The organism is 'Chrysanthemum coronarium' phytoplasma (assembly GCF_000744065.1).
Lineage (GTDB): Bacteria > Bacillota_I > Bacilli_A > Acholeplasmatales > Acholeplasmataceae > Phytoplasma > Phytoplasma asteris.
Genome location: NZ_BBIY01000009.1, coordinates 1 through 21,332 on the forward strand (window position 1 = coordinate 1; position 21,332 = coordinate 21,332).

At 26.3% G+C, this 21,332-nt stretch carries 20 protein-coding genes, 2 pseudogenes and 1 riboswitch; of the genes and pseudogenes, 10 read left to right on the plus strand and 12 right to left on the minus strand.

Features of this window, described 5'->3' with window-relative positions; translation table 11 throughout:
- Together OYV_RS04545 and OYV_RS00605 are read right to left on the minus strand one after the other, a co-directional pair.
- Window positions 1-664, minus strand: a 664-nt coding sequence (locus tag OYV_RS04545) for a DNA adenine methylase (RefSeq protein WP_236620243.1), incomplete at its 3' end; no start/stop codon positions are given.
- A 350-nt stretch (window positions 665-1,014) separates the two neighbouring features.
- Window positions 1,015-1,391 (minus strand): annotated as a pseudogene (locus OYV_RS00605) (sigma-70 family RNA polymerase sigma factor).
- 469 nt (window positions 1,392-1,860) lie between these two features.
- On the opposite strand from OYV_RS00605, the gene OYV_RS00610 reads away from it, so the two are divergent.
- Window positions 1,861-2,043 (plus strand): hypothetical protein, encoded by a 183-nt coding sequence (locus tag OYV_RS00610; protein WP_041624816.1) that lies wholly within the window; start codon window positions 1,861-1,863, stop codon window positions 2,041-2,043.
- A gap of 468 nt (window positions 2,044-2,511) precedes the next feature.
- Window positions 2,512-2,682: riboswitch (Lysine riboswitch) on the plus strand.
- Between the two features lie 55 nt (window positions 2,683-2,737).
- Window positions 2,738-4,462 (plus strand): ABC transporter permease subunit, encoded by a 1,725-nt coding sequence (locus OYV_RS00615; protein ID WP_236620244.1) that lies wholly within the window; start codon window positions 2,738-2,740, stop codon window positions 4,460-4,462.
- A gap of 108 nt (window positions 4,463-4,570) precedes the next feature.
- On the opposite strand, the gene OYV_RS00620 is transcribed toward OYV_RS00615, so the two are convergent.
- A complete protein-coding gene (locus tag OYV_RS00620; protein ID WP_152550818.1) occupies window positions 4,571-4,927 on the minus strand; it encodes a hypothetical protein in 357 nt (118 codons plus the stop codon).
- A 715-nt stretch (window positions 4,928-5,642) separates the two neighbouring features.
- Between OYV_RS00620 and rpsD the strand changes: the two genes are divergently transcribed.
- The 8 genes from rpsD (at window position 5,643) to tsaD (ending at window position 15,121) form a co-directional block, all read left to right on the plus strand.
- Window positions 5,643-6,239, plus strand: a complete 597-nt coding sequence (gene rpsD / locus OYV_RS00625) for a 30S ribosomal protein S4 (RefSeq protein ID WP_034172419.1) — start codon at window positions 5,643-5,645, stop codon at window positions 6,237-6,239.
- A 376-nt stretch (window positions 6,240-6,615) separates the two neighbouring features.
- Window positions 6,616-9,285: a magnesium-translocating P-type ATPase gene (gene mgtA, locus OYV_RS00630; protein ID WP_042067672.1), complete on the plus strand. Its 2,670-nt coding sequence runs from the start codon at window positions 6,616-6,618 to the stop codon at window positions 9,283-9,285.
- A 188-nt stretch (window positions 9,286-9,473) separates the two neighbouring features.
- Window positions 9,474-10,265, plus strand: coding sequence for a DNA integrity scanning protein DisA nucleotide-binding domain protein (locus OYV_RS00635; protein ID WP_042067674.1), 792 nt, complete (start codon window positions 9,474-9,476; stop codon window positions 10,263-10,265).
- Between the two features lie 119 nt (window positions 10,266-10,384).
- A complete protein-coding gene (locus OYV_RS00640) occupies window positions 10,385-11,251 on the plus strand; it encodes a DegV family protein (RefSeq protein WP_042067677.1) in 867 nt (288 codons plus the stop codon).
- A 218-nt stretch (window positions 11,252-11,469) separates the two neighbouring features.
- Window positions 11,470-12,069 (plus strand): hypothetical protein, encoded by a 600-nt coding sequence (locus OYV_RS00645; RefSeq protein WP_042067679.1) that lies wholly within the window; start codon window positions 11,470-11,472, stop codon window positions 12,067-12,069.
- A gap of 370 nt (window positions 12,070-12,439) precedes the next feature.
- The gene (folP, locus tag OYV_RS00650; protein ID WP_042067682.1) at window positions 12,440-13,321 is read left to right on the plus strand and encodes a dihydropteroate synthase; all 882 of its coding nucleotides are present in this window, start codon (window positions 12,440-12,442) and stop codon (window positions 13,319-13,321) included.
- Window positions 13,322-13,531: 210 nt separating this feature from the next.
- The gene (folK, locus tag OYV_RS00655) at window positions 13,532-14,047 is read left to right on the plus strand and encodes a 2-amino-4-hydroxy-6-hydroxymethyldihydropteridine diphosphokinase (RefSeq protein ID WP_042067685.1); all 516 of its coding nucleotides are present in this window, start codon (window positions 13,532-13,534) and stop codon (window positions 14,045-14,047) included.
- An 87-nt stretch (window positions 14,048-14,134) separates the two neighbouring features.
- The gene (gene tsaD, locus OYV_RS00660; protein WP_042067687.1) at window positions 14,135-15,121 is read left to right on the plus strand and encodes a tRNA (adenosine(37)-N6)-threonylcarbamoyltransferase complex transferase subunit TsaD; all 987 of its coding nucleotides are present in this window, start codon (window positions 14,135-14,137) and stop codon (window positions 15,119-15,121) included.
- A gap of 71 nt (window positions 15,122-15,192) precedes the next feature.
- Here tsaD and OYV_RS00665 read toward each other — a convergent pair whose 3' ends face one another.
- The 9 genes and pseudogenes from OYV_RS00665 to OYV_RS05255 form a co-directional block, all read right to left on the minus strand.
- Window positions 15,193-16,023: a hypothetical protein gene (locus OYV_RS00665; RefSeq protein ID WP_011160927.1), complete on the minus strand. Its 831-nt coding sequence runs from the start codon at window positions 16,021-16,023 to the stop codon at window positions 15,193-15,195.
- Window positions 16,024-16,031: 8 nt separating this feature from the next.
- On the minus strand, window positions 16,032-16,139 hold the full coding sequence (locus tag OYV_RS05240; RefSeq protein WP_236620246.1) for a hypothetical protein: 108 nt from the start codon (window positions 16,137-16,139) through the stop codon (window positions 16,032-16,034).
- A gap of 315 nt (window positions 16,140-16,454) precedes the next feature.
- The gene (locus OYV_RS05245; RefSeq protein WP_236620247.1) at window positions 16,455-16,655 is read right to left on the minus strand and encodes a hypothetical protein; all 201 of its coding nucleotides are present in this window, start codon (window positions 16,653-16,655) and stop codon (window positions 16,455-16,457) included.
- 4 nt (window positions 16,656-16,659) lie between these two features.
- Window positions 16,660-16,770, minus strand: a complete 111-nt coding sequence (locus tag OYV_RS05250) for a hypothetical protein (protein WP_236620248.1) — start codon at window positions 16,768-16,770, stop codon at window positions 16,660-16,662.
- 45 nt (window positions 16,771-16,815) lie between these two features.
- Window positions 16,816-17,304: an SVM family protein gene (locus tag OYV_RS00675; protein ID WP_011160926.1), complete on the minus strand. Its 489-nt coding sequence runs from the start codon at window positions 17,302-17,304 to the stop codon at window positions 16,816-16,818.
- 138 nt (window positions 17,305-17,442) lie between these two features.
- The gene (locus OYV_RS00680) at window positions 17,443-18,252 is read right to left on the minus strand and encodes an SVM family protein (protein WP_011160925.1); all 810 of its coding nucleotides are present in this window, start codon (window positions 18,250-18,252) and stop codon (window positions 17,443-17,445) included.
- Between the two features lie 65 nt (window positions 18,253-18,317).
- Window positions 18,318-19,052 carry a hypothetical protein gene (locus OYV_RS00685; protein ID WP_011160924.1) on the minus strand — a complete coding sequence of 245 codons (735 nt, stop codon included), beginning with the start codon at window positions 19,050-19,052 and terminating at the stop codon, window positions 18,318-18,320.
- Window positions 19,053-19,822: 770 nt separating this feature from the next.
- Window positions 19,823-20,761, minus strand: coding sequence for an IS3 family transposase (locus OYV_RS00690; RefSeq protein ID WP_152550819.1), 939 nt, complete (start codon window positions 20,759-20,761; stop codon window positions 19,823-19,825).
- A gap of 439 nt (window positions 20,762-21,200) precedes the next feature.
- Window positions 21,201-21,332 (minus strand): annotated as a pseudogene (locus OYV_RS05255) (phase variable surface lipoprotein); the annotation flags it as partial.

Here is a 21,332-nt window from a genome sequence, read left to right on the forward strand (position 1 = left end):
GGGTATTACTAGATTTGATACTTTGGAAGTAATAATTTTTAAATAATGCTCTAATTTCGGGAGTATCATAATTGGTGTATAACCATTTAACTCCTCTTTTATCAGCTTTTTCCAGACAGTTGAATAATTTCACTTGTTCAGTAAAACCAAAAACTCCTTTGTAAAAAGATGATATAGTGATGTTTTTGCCGTTGTAATAAGGTGGATCGATAAACAAAAAATCATCTTTCTTGGTGACGGCAATTATTTTTTGATAATCAATACATAACAAGACATGTTTATTTTTTTGAAAATGTTTTTGTAAGGAGAATAAATCATTTAAATTTAATAGGCTAGTTTTATATTTAGACTTATAACCAAAATTTGTATATAAGGATGTATTATCTTTGTATCTTAAAATGCCATGAAAACAATATTTACTTAAAATAAAGAAAAGTGATGCTTTGGTTAATCTTTTTTTCTTTTTTGTTAATAAATGATTATATTGGTTTAATAATGTTTTAAAAGCTTCTTTTTGTTGTTTTTGTTGTGATTTGGGATATTGATAAATAAAGTTTTCAAAAGCTAATGCTTTATTATAAAAATCTTGAGGATTATATAAAATACTTTTCCATATTTGGATGAGTTGTGTGTCATTATCGTTTAAAATGGCTTTTTTAGGCATTAAGGATAAATATAAAGCGCCGCTCCCTAAAAAGGTTCGTAATAAGTTTTAAATTTTTTAGGAATTAAAGGTAAAAGATGTGGTAATAATTTCTTTTTACAACCAACCCAATTAATGAATTTTTGCATTTTTGTATTCCTTAATCCATAAATAAAATAAAAAGACAATATCCGAAATAAGACTTATCGTTGTGTTAGCTTTGATTCCTAAATTAAAATCAAAAAATAACGTCATAAGATTTGTAATTATAAAACCGATATAGGTTAAAGTTAAGATAATTAAAATAATTTTAGGATTCAACTTCATTTATATTTCCTTTCTTAATAAAAAAAGACCTTATTCGGGTCTTTTTATTTTTTTAATTTATTGATGGCGATGTTTTTAATATTTTCTACTTGTCTTAAGGTTAAATTTAGTATTTGGGTGATTTCTTGATTGGAATAACTAGGTTGATAATCTTCGTTGATATTTCCTAAAGGAACTCCAAAATTTAATCTAATGACGTTAAACTCCTTCTTATTAATTCTCTGATTTCTGATTTGATAGTTGGTGTCGCATAAGCGATAAAGTCATAACCTAAATCTACATAATTATTTAAAGCTTTGATCAATCCTAAAACTCCTTCTTGGTATAAATCTTGTTTTTGAAGTACGCATGGATAATATTTAAATTTAGAAACTAGTTTTTTTACTAAAGACAAATGTAAATCGATTAATTGATTACGCATTTCTAAATTCTTTTTACTTTTTAAAAAATCTTTAAATAATTTTTCTCTTAACGTTTAATTCCTTTCTAAAAATATTTTTAGAAAAGATAGGAAATTATTTTTTAGTCTTTGAAAAGAAAAAAAGACTAACTTAATAGTTAGTCTTAAATAATTTTTAAAAAGCAAAAAGTGTCTAAAGTTTTGGAACAGTTCAAACCTACCTTAAATTTATTATCTGAATATTAAATTACTGATAAAGATGGTAATAGTTTTATTGGTGGCATTACCGAAGTTCCTGTTTTTTCAGACCTTGCTATAAGTTAATCGATAACTTTAAAATCGTTAATATTGCAAATATCAAATAAAAAAAAGAGGATTAAATCCTCTTTTTTTGTCAAAAAATGTGCTAATTACTCGAAATTCATATAAAATAATTATAAGCAGCTAAATTATAAACACATTTAAATAAAATATTAAAGGATGAAATAATATGCAACATTTTCAAAATAACTATGTGCCTCCTAAAAAAATGTCTAATCAAACTTTTTGGCTTTGGATTGTAAGTATTACAACAGTTTTATTGTTTCTTTTTTCTTATTTGCAATATGAAACTAACATCCAAAATAAAAAAGATATCAAAGAGCTTATAGAAAAATCACAAAAAACAAATTAAAGAAGACATAACTACCAAAACTAAAGAACAACAAGAAACATTCCCAGAAGATAAAAAAATTGATATGCAAGATTTAAAGTTAGCTTATAAATAAATTATAGATGCCACATTTGAAAGTATTTCTTTTTTAGATACTTTTAGAAACAAACTTAAAGAACCCATAAAAAAAGAATTACAAACAAAACATAATCAAAATATCAATATAGAAGATATTAAAGATGAAAATATTACCTTTATTAAAATAGATAAAATCTTAAAAGATGGTGTTTTTGATATTAAATATGAAATTGAATTTGCTAAAAGTGATTATGAAAAAATTACAATTGCAGATGAAATGAAAATAGAAACTACATCATCTTAAAATATTAAGTTGTCTAAATAAATGAAACAGTTTAAAAAATTATGTTATAATTTACTATATAATAAATTTTTATTATATGTTTCGATTACTAAATAAAATTTTATATAAAATCAAAAAGAGGTAGCGGTGTAAAAGAGTATTATGTGAAGAAGGCATTCTGTGAAGCATAAGAAAGGTAACCATCGCCGAATAATAATTATGGCAATAATTTATTATGAGATTATAGAAAATATCTATAATATTCTTGCTGTTTTAACAGTAAAGGCGCTTTAATCAAGTCTCTCTCAAACCTTCTTTTAAGAAGGTTTTTTGTTTTATAGGAAGGAAAATCATTTGCTAACGTTATCTTTTTCAAGAATTAAGAATTATTTTAAAGCTAAATATCTTTTTTTAACAATTTTAACTATTATTGTATCTTTTTTATTATATGATGATTTTTATCCTCAAAATACTAAAAACAAAGATGAAAATACTTTAGTTGTAGGAATGGAATGCAATTATAAACCTTATAATTATCTTTCTAATAATAAAGATAAAAAAGACCGGCATCCTTTAACAATAAATGGTAAAGAAAGTGATATTTTAGTTGCTGGATATGATGTTTTAGTAGCTAAAGAATTAGTTGATTATTTAAATGCAAAGTATGATAAAAAAATTAAATTAGTAATTAAAAAAATAGATTTTGATAGTTTAATTCCTGCTTGTCAAAATGGAGATATTGATTTAATTATTGCAGGGATGAGTAAAACAAAAGAAAGACAATACCAAATTGATTTTACTGATAATTCTTATTATGATGAAGATCAATTTTATGTTATTGTTATAAATAAAAATAATCCTAATAAGGGTGAATTTATAGTTAATGACAAAATTCAATTACCTGGAAAAATGTTATATCAACGAGGAACTTTTTACGAACAAATAGCAAAAACATTAAAAGGAAATGAAGTAGAAGGAATTGACAATTTTGATTTTCAAGCTCAAAAAGTTCAAACAGATTCCAAATATTTTTATTTAGCTGATGCAACTGTTGCCCAAAAACATTTACAATCTCATAATAATTTAGATAAAATAGAAATTAAAAAAGAAATAATTTTAGATAATAAAATAAAAAAAGATGAAGAAACAAAACAAGCTCAAATCATCGAAAAAGATAAAGAAACAGCTTTATATAAAGAAATAAAACAAGCCGCTGGAATACTTGCTATTGGATTTCAAAAACAAAAAGACATTAACAAAGAATTTATTAACAACAAACAAATTACCAAAGAAGACATTGAAGATTTTTTAACAAAAGAACTTACCTCAGATAAAAGAAAAGAATTCATGTATAAACAAACCTCAGAAAAAGATACATTAAATATATGGTCTATTTTTAAAAATAACTTTTCTCTTTATAAAAGAGGTATTTTAACAACTCTTAAATTTGGGATTTATGGCACTTTTGGAGGATTTGTCTTATCTTTATTGTTAGTTCTTTTCCAAGTGTTAAATATTACCAAAAAGAAAAGTCATTTTTTAATTTATTATTTGCATCAAATAGGATGTAGAATTATTAATTTTTATATATGGATTATTAAAAGTACTCCTATGTTAGTGCAAGCTTTTGTGAGTTATTTTTTCTTAAAAGAGTTTGGTTTTTTCCAAAATGCTACTTGGTATACTCCAATGTTTGCTGCTTATATGGTAATTATTTTAAATACTATGGGCTATATTTCAGAAATTATTACTAAAAATATTTCCTTTTTGGATAAAGGACAAATTGAGGCTTCCTTGTCTTTGGGAATGACACATACTCAAACAATGCGCTATATTGTTTTGCCCCAAGCTATTAAAAGATCACAAACTCCTATTTTAAATGAGTTTATTATTAATTTAAAAGATTGTGTTGTTTTTAGTATGTTAGGTGGAATTATTGATATTGCTTGTGCTTCTAATGCTTTGTATAGTAGTGTTGCAAGCCCTAAACCTTATTATATTTCTTCTATTATTTATTTGATTATTGTAGGAACCGTTATTTTCTTTTTGAAAAAAATGGAAAAAGTAAGACAAGTTTAAACTACATAATATAAGATATTTAGTTATAATTTATTTGTTATTATTAAAAGGCTAACTTTCAAAAAGTTAGCCTTCATTATTGATTGAAATTTAAGATATGATAAATGATTATTTAAATAATTGTTTTTGATATAATTTCATAAATTTATTAATAATTGTTTTGTTTAATAAATATCTAATGATAAAAGCCCAAACAAAAGATATCATTATTAAAGATAAATAATAAAAAAAATCAGATATATTTGTAAACCATTTTATATTTTTAGGTATAAATACAAAAAGCCAAATTAAAATGATATAAAATATAGAATTAATTATAGCTTCTACAATTATTTCCAATTTATCAAAATTGAATAATAAAGTCTTTTTTAAAATTTGATTAATATCTTTTGGCAAAACACCTATTATTTGTAATTTTTTTATTTCTTCTTTTTTTAAAGGATAATAGCGTTTATGTTCAAACATTTCTACAGCTACATATATCCTAAAAGCCAATAAACCTATAACAAAATAGCAAGCCACAAACAAACATTTAAAAAGTAATTCTTGCCTTAACATAAGTAATCCAAATAAAAACAATGTAATAATAGAAAAAAATACAGAAATAAAATGTGCTCCATATCCTCTTATATAATTATATATTGTGCCTTCTAATAAAGGTTCATCATAAACATTAAATATTTCCCAAGATAAATTATTTATTGATGTATTATGATTTTATTCTTTTTGTATTGATAGTTAGTTGCTATTTGCTATTTGTTTATTTACCTAATAATAAATTGTTAAAAGAAAAAATATTATTAGAAGAACAATTAGAATCAAAACAAAATATAAAAAATAATTCATTAACTGCAAAATAATAAAATATCATTTATAATTACAACCTCAAACTATTTACTTAGTTTGGGGGTTTTTATATCCAAATAACTAACTATAAATAAAAAAACATCTTCCAAATTAACTAAAATTAAAAGAAAATCACTAAAATACTTGACTATTTCATCTTTTTTTTATAAAATATTAGTGATGGTAAAACAGATGTAGCTAAAATAATTAAACTAATCCCTTGCCTTTTAGAGGCTTTTCTAAGTAATTCTTTGCTGTTTAAGAAAGAAAAGAAAGCAGGCGATTATTAATTATTTGGTTACACAAACTTACCTTAAAAAAGGAGAGTTTACAAATGTCACGTTATACAGGTTCACTTTGGAAAGTTTCAAGACGCCTTAATTATTCGGTTTCAGAAACTGGAAAAGAATTACGCAAAAGAGCTTATGGTCCAGGACAACACGGTCAAAAAAAAGTTAAATTAAGTGATTATGGGCTTCAATTGCAAGAAAAACAAAAATTACGTTTTACTTACGGCGTATCAGAAAAGCAATTTCGCAAAACTTTTGATAATGCAAGCAAACTAAAAGGGATTCATGGTGAAATGTTTTTAGTACTATTAGAATCTCGTCTTGATAATGTAGTTTATCGTTTAGGATTTGCCAAAACAAGAGCTCAAGCAAGACAATTAGCTAATCACGGTCATATTTTAGTAGATGGAAAAAAAGTAGATATTGCTTCTTATCGTTTAAAACCAGGGCAAACAGTTACTTTAAGAGAAAAATCTAAAAATCTAAATATTGTCCAAGAAGCTGTAAATAGTAAGTTTGTTCGCGCAGATTATGTTTCTTTAGATAAAGAATTAGTGGGTAAATATGTAAGATACCCTCAAAGAAACGAATTTTTACCAGATATTAACGAACAATTAATAGTTGAATATTATAATAGATAACTTAAACGCCCTTTAATAGGGTGTTTTTTGTGTATTTGGAATATATAAAATAGTAGTTAATTAGTTGTCATTGTATAATAAAAAACAACCAAAACTAATTTATTTATTAATAATCCATAATTAAGATAACCAATTACATAAAATAATAATTATAAAACAAATATAATAGTATATATAAACTAACACAACCCCCCAAAAAACTACCAAAAAAACTTATTGTCTATAATAAACATAGCTTTTTATATTATAATATTTTTGTAAACTAATATCATTTATTTAACATTTTACCCTAATTATCAATTATTAAAGTTTCAGTTTTTAATTGTTTTTGATTAACTTTTAACTTTTAAAAATCTCAAAAAAGGAATTGATTAATATGAAAAAAGTAAATTTAAAACGCCAAGAAACAATTGATTTTTTAAAAACTATGAGTCAAAAATCCCAAGAACAAACTCTACAAAACCTTAATTCTTCTTTGCAAGGATTAGATCAAAATCAAGTAATGTTGCATCAAGGTTTGTATGGTAAAAATATTTTATCCCAAGAAATAAAAACCAGTTTTACTAAACAATTACTCCAAATTGCAATTACTCCTTTTAATATTGTTTTATTAATTTTAACTCTTATTTCTTTGGTTAATGATGTTCTTACTCCCAGTCCAGAAAATAGAAGTTATGCTACTATTATAACTATTATTTTAATGTTTTTGGGTTCTGTCATTGTCCAATTTAGTCAAGAAAGTAAACATTTAAAAATTACTTCTCAATTAAAAACTTTGGTGCAAAATACAACTGCAGTTAAACGAAATAATTCTAAATTGGAAATCGCTTTAGAAGAAGTAGTAAGAGGAGATATTGTTATTCTTTCGGCAGGAGATATTATTCCAGCTGATATTAAATTATTAGAAACTAAAGATTTTTTTGTAAAAACTACTACTTTTACTGGTGAATCAGAACCAGTAGAAAAAATGGCGTGTGCTTTTTTACAAAGTGAAACTATTTTAGACGATCCTAAATTAGTTTTAGCAGGTTCAACTGTTATTTCTGGTTATGCTACAGGTATTGTTTTAGTCACCGGAAAAGATACTTATTTAGGTAATATCAGCCAGGAAATTACTAAAAAAAAATCCCTTTCACACTTAGATCAAAGTATTAATGCCGTTGCTAAATTACTTATGATATGTATTTTTTTAATGGCGCCTTTAGTATTTTTATTCAACTTTAAAAAACCTCAAAATACTTTATTACAATCATTTCTTTTTGCTCTTACTATTGCCTTTGGACTTACTCCTAAAATGCTTCCCTTAATTGTTGCTACTTCTTTTTCTAAAGGAATTGTTGCTTTATCCAAGCGCAAAGTAATTGTTAAAAACCTAAATGCTATTTCTAGTTTTGGAGCAATGAATATTTTATTTACTGACAAAACAGGAACCCTTACCGAAGACCAAATCTTTTTGGAAAATTTCTTAGACCTTAATGGCAACGAAGATATCCGTGTTTTGCGTCATGCCTATCTGAATAGTTTTTTTCAAACAGGGCTTAAAAGTTTAATTGATAAAGCCATTATTACCAAAACAAATAATGCCCAAACTCTACATCCTTCTTTACAAGGAATCACCGAGCAATTTACCAAAATTGATGAAATTCCTTTTGATTTTAAAAGAAGAAAAATGAGTGTAGTAATACAAGATGTTTCCCAAAAACAACAAATGATTACTAAAGGAGCAATTGAAGAAATACTTGCTATTTGTGATCATGTAGAACTTGAAGGCAAAGTTGTTCCTTTAAGTGACCAAAGCAAACAAATAGTCCTGAAACAAACCATAACTTATAATCAAAAAGGTTATCGCGTAGTTGGAGTAGCCCAAAAACTTATCTCAAATCCTAAACAACAACCCTGTTTTACTCCTGGACAAATTGAAGAAAAATCAATGGTTCTAATCGGATTACTTACTTTTTTAGACCCTATTAAAGAAAGTTCAACCCAAACTATTGCCTCTTTGCAACAAAAAGGTATTATTGTTAAAATCCTTACAGGGGACAACGATATTCTTACCAAAGCTATTGCCCAAAAATTAAATATTCAAACAACTTATTGTCTTCAAGGAAGTATCATCGATAATTTAAGTGATGATGCTCTTTACGAAGCTTCTCAAAAAACTAATCTTTTTACTAAATTATCCCCCGAACAAAAAGCAAGAATTGTATCTGTTTTTAAACAAAAAGGCAATATCGTTGCTTTTATGGGTGACGGAATTAACGATGCTTCTGCTATGAAACAAGCTAATTTAGGTATTTGTGTTGATAGTGGTGCTGAAATTACTAAAGAAATTGCAGATATTATTTTGTTAGAAAAACAACTTATCGTTTTAGAACAAGGAGTTTTAGAAGGAAGAAAAACCTATACTAACGCCCTTAAATACATTAAATTTACTCTATCTTCTAATTTTGCCAATTCCCTCAGTATTTTGCTTGCTAGTTTATGTCTTAATTTTCAACCTATGATAGTTTTACAAGTTTTATTTTTAGACCTTATCTATGATTTGATTTGTTTTGCTATTCCTTTTGATAATGTTGATGATATTTATTTACAAAAACCACGCAAATGGGATTTTGCAATTATTAAAAGTTTTATGTTATGGTTTGGTTTTTTTTCTTTTTTATTGGATGTGGCTTTTTTAATTGGAATGAAATTTATTTTAAAAAACTTATCCCAAAGTCCACAATTATTTCAAACTAGTTGGTTTATTTTTTCAATGTGGTCACAAACATTAACCCTTTTCTTGCTGCGAACTGACAAAATTATTGCTAAAAACAATCAAAAAAACCTTCCTTCTTTCCTTATTATGGCATGTTGTTGTTTAGGTTTGGTAATTACTACTTTCCTTCCTTTAATGCCTATTGTAAGTCAAGCCCTTAATTTAGATAAATCAATTTTTGAAAAACCTACAATTTTTTCCTTTTTGTTATTTTTAGTAGTTATTTATTCATTAGTTATGATATGGGCTAAAAAAATCTTTATTCAAAAACACAAACAATTATTATAAATTGTATTAACTAATTTCATTATTTTATCCTTGTATTATTTTATTATTTCAAAATTTATTATTTCAAAATAAAATGGTTTGCTTTGGTTTTTGCTTGCTAAAAATTAATTATAAATTGATTGTTTTGCTTTCTAATATCGCCCCTTTTTCGCCTCCCAAATTTTTCAATTTATCAATCATAATCATTTTTGAAAGGAATTTCTATGTTTGGCACTTCTCCTTTATGGACAGTTTTTTTGTTTTTGTGTATCTTTATTGTTTTTCATTTTTTCTTACGCAAATATCAAGTTTTAAATATGGTATTTTTATTTTTGCTGTTATTTTCCCTTGTTTATTGTTTGAAAAGCTACCATGATACTTTTGTTGAACCTATTTTTAAAAGATATCTTAGTTTAGATATTTCTGAAAACATTTATGATTGTTTATTAAATTTTATTCTAACTAGTATCATCATCATCAAAGCTCCTTATTTAAGAGTTGCTTTTAATAATTGGTCTAAGCATTGGAACATCAAACGAAAAAACTTTTTTATGGGTGGAGATAATACCCAAAAAGAAATTATTAAAGCTACTTTAGAACTTGCTTCTCGTAAAATAGGAGCCTTAATTACGATTGAAAAAAATAATACTTTGGAACAATACGCCCAAAAAGCTATCTTAATTGATGGTAATGTTTCTAAAGAATTGTTATTAAACATCTTTGCTCTCAACACACCTTTACACGATGGAGCAGTTATTATTAGAGGAGATAAAATTTTGTGCGCTAGTGCCTATTTTACCTTGTCTTCATCAGCTGATTCCTTAGACAAAAAAACTGGTTCGCGTCACCGTGCAGCTTTAGGGATTAGCGAAACTACAGATAGTATGACAATTGTTGTCTCTGAGGAAACAGGAAATATTTCTATTGCTTTAGAAGGGATGATGTTTCAAACTAACGAACAAGAAAAACTTAAAGAATATTTAGCTATTTTTATGAATTAATTAAAATAAAAATTCTTCAAAATACAAAATAAAACCCCATTTTATAAAATAAAACAATCCCAAATAACCTCAACCCCCAAACCAAATATACCAATCAAAGACGAAAAGGAAACAAATAAATGAATAAACGAAAATTAGGCATTGTAGTTGATTCTACTTGCGGAAATACTTATGGCAAAAACTTTTTTGAAGATATTTCAGTAGTGCCTTTAACATTAATTGTTGGAGAAACTAGCTATATGGATGGTGCCATTGACAATACCACTTTAATAAATTTTATTGAAAACAAACAAAAAGTAACTACCAGCCAACCCAATCCAGAGCTTTTTATTAAAGCTTTCAAGGAACAATTTGACTTAGGATATAACCACGTTATTTGTTTAACTTTATCCAGTAAACTAAGTGGTACTCATAATAGTGCTCTTTTAGCTAAAAAAATGCTTAACAATCCTAATATTACTGTTATTGATACTCAAAATATTGGTCCTGGAGTTTATTTTTTCTTACAAAGAATCAATGATTGGCTTACTCAAAACCCTGATGTTTGCCCTCAAACAATCACTGATAAAATCAATGAAGAAAAACTAAAAGGCTTTTTATTATGCACTGTTAATAATTTAAAAATATTAGCTTATAATGGACGTATCTCCAAATTTAGATTTTTAATTGGCAATCTTTTGAAAATACATCCTATTTTAAAATTTCAACAAGGAGTGTTATCAATTGAAAAAAAAGTAAGAAACTTAAAAAACTGTTTTAATTATTGTCTTAAAAAAATATTAGAACACAAAACTGCAAATAATAAACTTGATATTCAAGTTATTTATGTAGATGATGACAAAGATGCCAAAGAACTTTTAGCACAAATCACAAACTTAGCTAACCCCCAAATTAAAGCTACTCTTTATGGTGCTATTTCTCCTGTAGTAGCAGCTCATATTGGCTATAAAGGATTTGGATTTTATCTTAACGAAATTACAGATTAACTTATAATGGAATGCATTATTTTTTAATCCCTTATTTTGTTTAAAGTTTTAGAACAGTCAAAACTTTTTATCCCAAAAACTTTTAAAAACCAACTTTAAAAAACACTTAAACAATCTTTTTGATTATCTTTTTGGCTATTTTAAGATACAATAAAATTGTAGCTATATTTTAGTTACATTATATTTTTATATCCTTGATGTTAGAAAGAACCAAATAAGTGTCTATATTTTACCAAAGAAAAAAACTTTTTTTCAAAATACTTTTGGTTTTAGTATTAATTTTTTTTATTACAACCATCGCTTATGCTATAGAAGATTGGCATAAATTAAAAAAGGATAGTAATTTTGGATTAAAAATTGCTGCTCCTGCAGAATTGTCAGTTTCCAAACCCACAGATCTTCACGACACCAATAAAAAATTTTTAGTTCCTGCAGAACATAGTTTTTTAATGACAACAGAACAAACAGATAGAGTTATTTTTGAACAAGAAGCTACTCTAAAAACTCAAAATGACAAATTAACTTTTATAAACGGAAAAAATACCAAACTAGATATTAATTATTTTTTTGAAAACCTTGATTTACACGAACAATTAAAAGATTTTTTTAATGTTCAGATTTTATGGAAATACAAAGAACAACCTCAACAAAGTTTTGTTTCTTATGACAATAAAAATAAACCAGTTATTATTGATCAAAACGGTAATTTAAAAAAAATTATTGTTCAATTTACCATTTATGCTTCTAAAGTTTTTCCTTCTGAATTCCAAACTAAAGAAAAAAAATTACAGATAAAATATAAAATACAAAAACCATAATATTGTTTTGCTATTTTTATTATTTGTGATTTTCAAGTAATAACTATTTTCAATTTTAAGCTACTTTAAAATTTTAAATTATATAAATTGCTTATTTATTTCAATACTTAATTTTCAAATAAGCGAAGACCGTATCAGCACGGTCTTTTCTTTTTTTCCTTGACATTTATTTTAGAAAAAGATTAATTTGTTATAAAAATATCTATTTTAATAACCCCCCTAGCCTTATTATTTTTTTCTAAAATGAATTGATGAAAAAACATTTTTTGTGTCTTTTGGCAATCCTCTTTAATAATAAACATCTTTCGGCAAAATAACTTTATTCCAATTCTTAAAATTATAAAACATAGATATAAAGGTAACCAAGTTTATGATGGGACTTAACAATCAAACAATTAATTTCTATTCCAAACACCCTAAAATATGGAAACTGGCTCATAACCGCCAAATTGAAATTTCTCATAAAGCCTTAATTATGGCAATTATTAATGTTACTCCTGATTCTTTTTCAGATGGAAACCAACATTTTACTACTCAAAAAGCAGTTAATCATGCTCTTCGTTGTCTCAAAGAAGGTGCTGATATCATTGATATTGGAGGCGAATCTACTCGTCCAGGAGCAATCCCAATTACTCCTTTAGAAGAACAAAAACGCATTTTGCCTGTTATTAAAGAATTATCACGTCATCCTAAAGCCATTATTTCTGTTGATACTTATCATTTTCAAACCGCTAAATTAGCCATTAAAGCAGGAGCTCATATTATCAATGATGTTTGTGGCTTGCAACAAAATCCTCAAATGGCACAAACAATTGCCTCATTAAATGCAGGTGTTTGTATTATGCATACAGGCAGAAATCGCAAAAAACTTTCTAATTCCTTGCAAGACCAATTTTATTTTTTAAATCATTCCTTAGAAATTGCCAAACAAGCCCAAATTGCAACAGAGGCAATAGTAATTGACCCTGGGTTTGGTTTTGAAAAAAACATTGATGAAAACTTTGATATTATAAAAGAATTTGAGCAATTAACTAAAATGGAACTGCCCATATTGGTAGGTCTTTCACGTAAAATATTTCTTAAAGCAATAATTCCAACTGAAAGCCTTTTGCAAGTAGAATCATTAGATGCCATTACTGCTACTGCTAATTTTTTGTTAAGAACTAAAGGAGCTTCGATTTTTCGAGTGCATAATGTCAAAATGAATAAAAATAGTTTGCTTTTAGCAGATACTTTAATGAAAAAAATATAAATATTGTTATCCTAAATATATTTTAAAATTATCCCTTTTAAAATAATGAAAAACATTAATTTTTGCAACATAAAAAACGCAAATAAAACACATTTTTAAAAAAAGAATTTATGACTTGTCAAACTTATCAAATATTTTTCTAAAAACAAATATTTTGCAAACATTTTTCTATTTTTTATAACTATACCCAAGTAAAGAAGGTATAAAACAATGAAACTTAATAACCATGTAGCAGCCATAGGACTTGGTAGTAATCTGGGAGCTAAAAAGAATAATTTACAAACTGCTTTAAAAATGATTAATTTGCATCCTCAATGCGAATTTTTGAAAGTTTCTCCTTTGTATGAAACTCTTCCTTGGGGAAAAACAGACCAACCTTTATTTTTAAACGCTGCTGCTCTTATCAAAACTTTCCTACCTCCCTTACTTTTTTTAGATTTTTTATTATCTGTAGAAATGAAACTTAAAAGAAAACGACTGGAATTATGGGGACCGCGTACTATTGATTTAGATATATTGTTTTTGGGTAATCACACTTGCAAAACTCCTAAATTAACTATTCCTCATCCCTATATGTTAGAAAGAATTTTTGTCCTTGCTCCCTTAGCAGATATTTTGCCTAACCAAATAATACAAACCAAAACTATTTTAGAATGGAAAAACCAATTAGATCAAAATGCAGTTAAAATAATTGAAAATAATCAATGGTATCAACCTTCTTTTTAAAAACCCTAACTGTTTCATTTTTAGATAACTTAATTATTTTAAACTATATTTATTAATGTAAAAATAAAATTGTAAAAAGGAAATTATATGAATATTTTATCAATCGAAACTAGTTGTGATGAAACGAGTTGTGCAGTTACTCAAAATGGTAAAAAAGTAATTTCTAATGTAGTTTTTTCCCAAATTAAAGATCATCAAATTTTTGGTGGAGTAGTCCCTGAAATAGCTTCTAGAAAACATATTCAATTTATGACTTTGGCATTACAACAAGCCCTTAAAGAATCGAAACTTACCCCCCAAGAAATTGATTTAGTATCAGTTACCCAAGGACCTGGTTTGGTAGGTGCGTTGCTAGTTGGCATTAACGCCGCTAATGTTTTTGCCTACACTTATCAAAAGCCTCTTTTGGGAGTAAATCATTTATTAGGGCATATCTATTCTGCTCAAATTGAACATGAAATTAATTTTCCTGCCTTAGTGCTTTTAGTTTCTGGAGGACACACCGATCTTTTTTATCTTACGGACCACCTCCAAATAAAACCTCTTGGCACTACTCTTGATGATGCAGTAGGAGAAGTTTATGATAAAATTGCTAAAAACCTCAATCTGCCTTATCCTGGAGGACCTTTGATTGATCAATTAGCCCAACAAGGAAAAGACACTTATCATTTGGTGCGTCCTTATTTAAAAAATGATAATCTGAATTTTAGTTTTTCAGGACTCAAAAGCACTTTGGTAAATTTAGTGATGAAACAAAACCTAAAAGATATCAACATTCCTGATTTGTGCGCTTCTTTTCAAGCTAGTGTTATTGATGTTTTATATGAAAAAACTAAAAGAGCTTTAACCAAATATCGTTCTAAACAATTAATTGTTACTGGTGGAGTTGCTTCTAATTCTGGTTTAAGACAAAAGTTTATGACATCTTTTGCTAACTTGGAAGTTATTTTTCCTAGTTTGCAATATTGTACTGATCAAGCTGCTATGATAGGTATTGCAGCGTATTATCAGAACCAAATTACTAAAGCTTCTAAAAAATATGATCTTACAGCAAATCCTAATTTGTTTTTTTGATTTTTGATAATACCCCCTTTTTTTATATAATATATAACAAAAAAAGAGTCCCAAAAGGACTCTTTTATTTTTTATTTGCTTGTTGTTCTTTTTGGTTTACTTTTTGCTTTGGATTTTGTTGGAGTTTGATTTTTTTCATCTAAAGCATAAACTTCTTTTTGGTTGAGGTTGTCTTTTTCTAATAAAGCTTTGGTTATTTTTTCAACTAATGTTTTATTAGTTATTAAAAGTTCTTTGGATGTTTTATAACATTCATCAACTATTTTTTTAACTTCTTGGTCTACTTGATAACGAGTTTGTTCTGAACAATGTTCAAAATTAATATATCCTAAAGGACTCATTCCAGAATAAGCAACCATCCCAAAAGCAATGCGAGTAACTGATTTTAGATCTGAATAAACTCTATTTGTTCTAGATTTACAAAAAAGTTCTTCGGCTGCTGCTCCCCCTAGAGAGCAAACTATAGCATATTTTAATTTATCTTCGGTTTGACTAAAATATTCTTTATCAGAAGTGTGCCACACATAACCTAGAGCTCCTCCTCTTGGAGTAATTATAATGGTTCTTACTTTGGATTCTGAATGAGGGTGTTTCATTACAATAACGGCATGCCCTGCTTCGTGATAAGCTGTCATGATTTTTTCTTTTTCTTCAGTTTTGTGTGATTTTTTGGCAGGACCCATACTAACTTTATCAATAGATTCTTCTAAATCTTTCATGGTAATGGATTCTTGTTTATTTTTAGTAGCTAAGATGGTAGCTTCATTTACAATAGCTGCAAGTTCTGCGCCTGACATACCGGGAGTTCTTTTAGTTATTTGTAATAAATCAACATCAGTAGCTATTTTTTTCTTTTTGGTATGTATTTTTAAGATAGCTTCTCTTGCTTCTAAATCAGGCAAGCCAACAGTTACTTTGCGGTCAAATCTTCCTGGACGTAGTAAGGCATCATTATAATATCTATTCTATTGGTAGCTGCAATTACTACGATTCCTTTGGTTTGGTGGAAACCGTCCATTTCAGTAAGTAATTGACCACATGGTGATTTGGTTGCTTCTTGGTTAAATATTGGTAAAATTGAACCATTATTCCTTTGTTTAGTTGGTGAATACTTAGTTTGACAGTGAAAAGATAGAATTTAATGACATAATAAACGATTATAATTGGAATAAATGAAAGTAAGATAATGATGAAAAAGATGAGATTACTCGGTAAAGATGGAAATATTTTTTTAATTAACATAGTTTTTGTTTCCTTTCCAAGAGGTGGTGTGTTGTTAAATAAAAAAAGACCCTGAAAAGGGTCTTGGTTTGTGATTAAAAAATTTAATTATTTAATGTCTTCTGTTATTATTTGGTTGATTTTGATTATTTTGTCTTTGTAGATTGTATTGGTTTCGAGCAATAATTTGTTTATTTATTTTTTGGAGTTGGTTTTGGATTGTATCTATTTTTTCTGAAATTTCATACATTCTATCTATACGAGTTTGAGAATCTAAACTCATATTATTAAAAATATTGTTTAATTCTAACACTAAATTATTTTTTTTCTTCTTCAAGTTGATTTTTTCTTGCGTCTAAATCTATACCAGGAAAAGCATGCAAACATTTAGTATTAAAAATTAAAAAAAATCCTAAGAAAATAAACAAACAAAAAATTATTATTTTAAATTGATTTTGTAATTTAATAATTAATTAAATCTCCTTTTTATTTTTTATAATGTTCTTTTTGGAACTTTCTGGTTGATCAATTGGACATTTAGAATTGTTTTTTATTAAATTCATAGGTTGAAGTTCATCATCTGATAATTCGTTTTCATCATCATCATTTATTGCAGAACTGATATTTCGTCTAGAACTTTCTGGTTGTTCACCATAAGTTGTTGATAATTGATTATTGTTTTGTCTTTTATTATATTTTTCGATTTCTGTTGTAATAAATTGTTGTTTATGCAAAAGTTCTGATTTTTTTGCGTTATTAAGTTGTAAATTTGTTAATTCGCTTTTTATTGCAATTTCTGCTTGTATATATAAGGCGTACTCTTTATCATTAGAAATTTCACTATTATTATTACTGTTTTTATTACCCATTGCCATCACTTGATTATTATTAATAATCAAAAATCCCAAAAAAGTAAACAAAAAAACTCTTATTATTTTAAATTGATTTTGTAATTTAAACATTAATTAAATCTCCTTTTATTGTTTTTGAATTGTTAAATGTGTAATAAAAATAAACTTTTCAATTTTCATTTTTGAAACTAGAAATAATATTTATGATACATAATGTTATATTCAATTTATTTTTTTGTTAGCTATTTTTTATAAAATAACACAATCACATTTAGTTTTTTTATGATTATAATTTGATTTTTCAATTGTTTCTAGTTGTTCTGGTTTTTGAGAAGGTTTTCTTTGAATAATTAATTCTTTTAGTAATTTTTGAAATTCTTCAATTCCAATAACTTCTCTTTGTAATAATTCATCAGCAAGAGGAGATAAAAATTCTTGATATTGTTGAATTATTTCTTGTGTTTTTGTTTGAGCAATATTTTTTATTTTATTTTTTCTTATTTCTAAAGAATCTGTTGATAAATAAAAATCTCCTAAAAACCATCCTCTTTCTGTGATATATTGAGCTGTTTTTTCGATATCTTGTTCATCATGTTGACCTCTATTTTTAATTTCTTCTATAGGTGTTTTGATAGTTTTTTCCGCTTCTAACCCGCCATAATAAACAGATAATGCAAATAAATGTCCAAACAAATTGTCTCTATCAAAAGAAAAATCGGTGCTACCATCAATTGTTTCATCATCCTGTTTTAATTCTATTCCTTTAAGTTTTATGAGATTTGGATATTCTCTATGTCTTTGACTTAATTCAAAAGCAACTACAGCATGCCCTATTTCATGTAAAGACACAAATTTTTCTTTACTTATAATATTTGTTTTACTTATATTATGTGTTATTTCTTCATTTTCTTCTGACTCTGTCTCTGTAATTTCTTGAATTTCTTCATGAAATAAACCTTCCATAGCCCTCACTTGATTACTATTATTTATTAAAAATAATCCTAAAATAATAAATAAAATAATATTAAATAATAGTAAATGTTTTTTTAATTTAAACATTAATTAAATCTCCTTTGATTTTGATTCCTTTAATTTTAACATATTGTAAGTTGTTAAAATTTTTATCACCAGTCATCGCTGGTTCTTTTATTATTTTCGGCTTCCTTGACTTTATCGTTATTATGTTTATTTTGGTAAAGAGATAAAGTTTTTCTTTTTGGGTTGAAGTGGAGATGGAAATCGGTTAATTTGAAATTGGAATCATCGACGCGAGCGCGGCCAAGGTAATAGTCTTTGTCTTTTTCTATCAAGTCTTTTGGGCCTTTATATTTAAGGATTAAACAGTTACCGCCTGAGTCTTTTTTAAATTGTTCTTCGAAATTGATATTTGAATACAAATGACTGTCATCTTTCATATCAAATTGAGCATGTTCGAATCCATTCACGGAGGTTTCCTCATAAGTTAACCCTCTGTTATTCCAACGGTCGAAAGGATGACGATCTTTGATGTAACAAACTAAGTTAGGGGGTTCTTTTTGGGTTTCAAGGCGGTCTTTTATGGTTCCTAATTCATAAAAATTGATGTTATCTTTGTTAGCGAGTTGTTGTTGATAATAGCCAATGCCATTAAGTCCATCAAAGGTATACTTGGCTTTAATCATTTTAAGTCCACTATTAACGTAATCCCATTCTTCGATATTTTCGAATACGGTTTCTTTTATGCTGGGAATTTCTTTTTTTGGTAATTCTGGTAATTTAATGATTCCCATTTCGGTTAAAACAATAAAACCAATAAATAAAAAAAGAAGTATCCCTAAAATAATAAAAAACCATTTAATGATTTTTTTAATATTAAACATGATTAGTTCCTTTCGGGTAATTTATAACATACCAACATTTTAACACATTTGACTTTTGAATTTTAATTAAAACCATTTTTTGAACTAAGAAGTTACTTTATTGACTTTTTCCTTTGCGCTATTAATTCTTTGTCTTACATCTTCTTTAATACAAGCTTTTAAAGGTTGAATTGCGGCGATAAGGTTAATTTTTTGATTTTTAAAATTTTCATCAAGTTCGTCAAATTTTTTTGTTTTTTTGGTTAATTTATTTTTATTATCTTCTAAGGTTATTTTAGTTACTTCATGGGCTTTTTGTTCGTCTTTGATTTGTTCTTTAAGTTTATTGATTTCATGACGGAGTTCGGCGTTTTCTTCGAGATATTTACTAGAGACGTTTTCTAAAGCTTTAATGGTTTCTTCTAGAGCTTCGATATGAAGGCCTTGTTGTACCCATTGAGCTGTTCCATTTTTTCATACAACTTTTTATTTTAAAATTGCTCTTTAAGCCTAAAAATTAATTGATAACTTCCTATCTTTTCAAATTAAAGAAATATTTTTTAACATTAAAAGTGTGTAAACTTTTTTTCATAATTCGTTAATTTCAAAAGATATTTTTTTTAATATTTTTGCTTACTCACTATATAGTTAGGTAAAAAAAGTTAAAAACTCGTCAACAAAATAAACAAAAAGCTCATTTTCTTTAAAAGTCATCATTTGATGGGATAAAAAAGCGCACTAAAGTAACCTTTTTCAAGGTTATATTATTTTATATTAATTCAACTAAAAATTTATCTTAGATTTTGAATATATTGAGATGGAGTTGAATGGTTTAATTTACTTAAAATCCACTTAGTATTCCAAAATTTCGGAAAATGATTGATTAATTTTTTCATTTTATCAGGAGATTTTTGAAATAAAAATGGATTTTGATGTTGTAAGATCGTTTTCATTTGGCCGAAAAAGTTCTCAATGACCGCGTTATCACGAGGGGCGGCTTTTCTTGACATGCTGATTAAAAAACCTTTTTTCGTTAAAGTTTTTTGAATTTTGAGCGATTGATAAACTTTTCCTTGATCGGAGTGAATGATACAAGGATTAATAATTTTTGGAAGTTTTTTAATAGTATTTAAAACTAAATCTTTATTTTGTTGGTTTGAAGTATGAAAAGCGATGATTTGATTGTTAAAAGAGTCGATAATACAAGAAAAATAGAGAAAACCTTGATTAGTTTTAAAATAAGTGATGTCAGTAAAGAGTTTTTGGAGGGGTTTGGTAGCCATAAAATCTTGATTGATTAAATTAGGAATTATTTGGAGATTATTTTTTAAATTACGGTAAGTAAAATTTTTTTTGATTCTTAAACGACAACTAATTTCGTTTTTTTTCATGATGAGATAAACTTTTTTCTTGGTGATGAATTCGTTAAAGGTTTTTTGGTATAAATCAGTGATTTTTCGATGACCATAAAAATATTGATAATGGAGACATAAAGCTTTAATTCTTTTTTGTTGTAACAGGTATTTTTCTTCTTTTTCTTTTAGTTTAGCTTTCACTTTTAACCAATAATAATAAGTGCTTCTTTTAATTTGAATTGTTTTTAAAATGGTGGTTAAATTAAGAGTTTGATTGAATTGGTTGACTAAATGAAAAACAATCTTTTTATCAATTTTTTTAATTTTTTTAATAATTTTTTGTAATAATTTAATTTTTTGTTTTAATTTTTGCATCTTAACACCAATTATCTTTATAAATTATTTTAAATATATAAACTATTATAACTCTAAAAGATTTTTTATTTGATTAATAAGCGCTTCAGCGCGTTCATCTTTTGTTTTTTAATAATACATATAGTAATACTTGGAAAGGCAATTAATTTAAAAATTAAAGTTGATTTAATGATTGAAATAAATTAAAAAATAAAATTACCTCAAAAAGAGGTTTTTATGATATCGATAAATAATAATGATATGAAAAATGATAATTCGATAATATCAAATATCGAGTATCATTATCATTATCGATATAAAATATCAAATATCACTCCTTAAATGAGTTAATGTTTATATAGATTATTTTCAAAGTCAAACTGTTATAAAACCGTTAGTAAAGTGTTATAAAACTGTTAGTAAAGTGTCATAAAACTGTTAGTAAAGTGTTATAAAGTTGTTAGTTTTCTTTTTTTATTAAATATTTATACATAGGATGTAGTTTTTTCACCCGATAACCTTGTTTATCTTTTATTAAAAAAGATTGAATGTATTTTAAATCTTCTTTTAGATAATAGATGATGTTTAACCC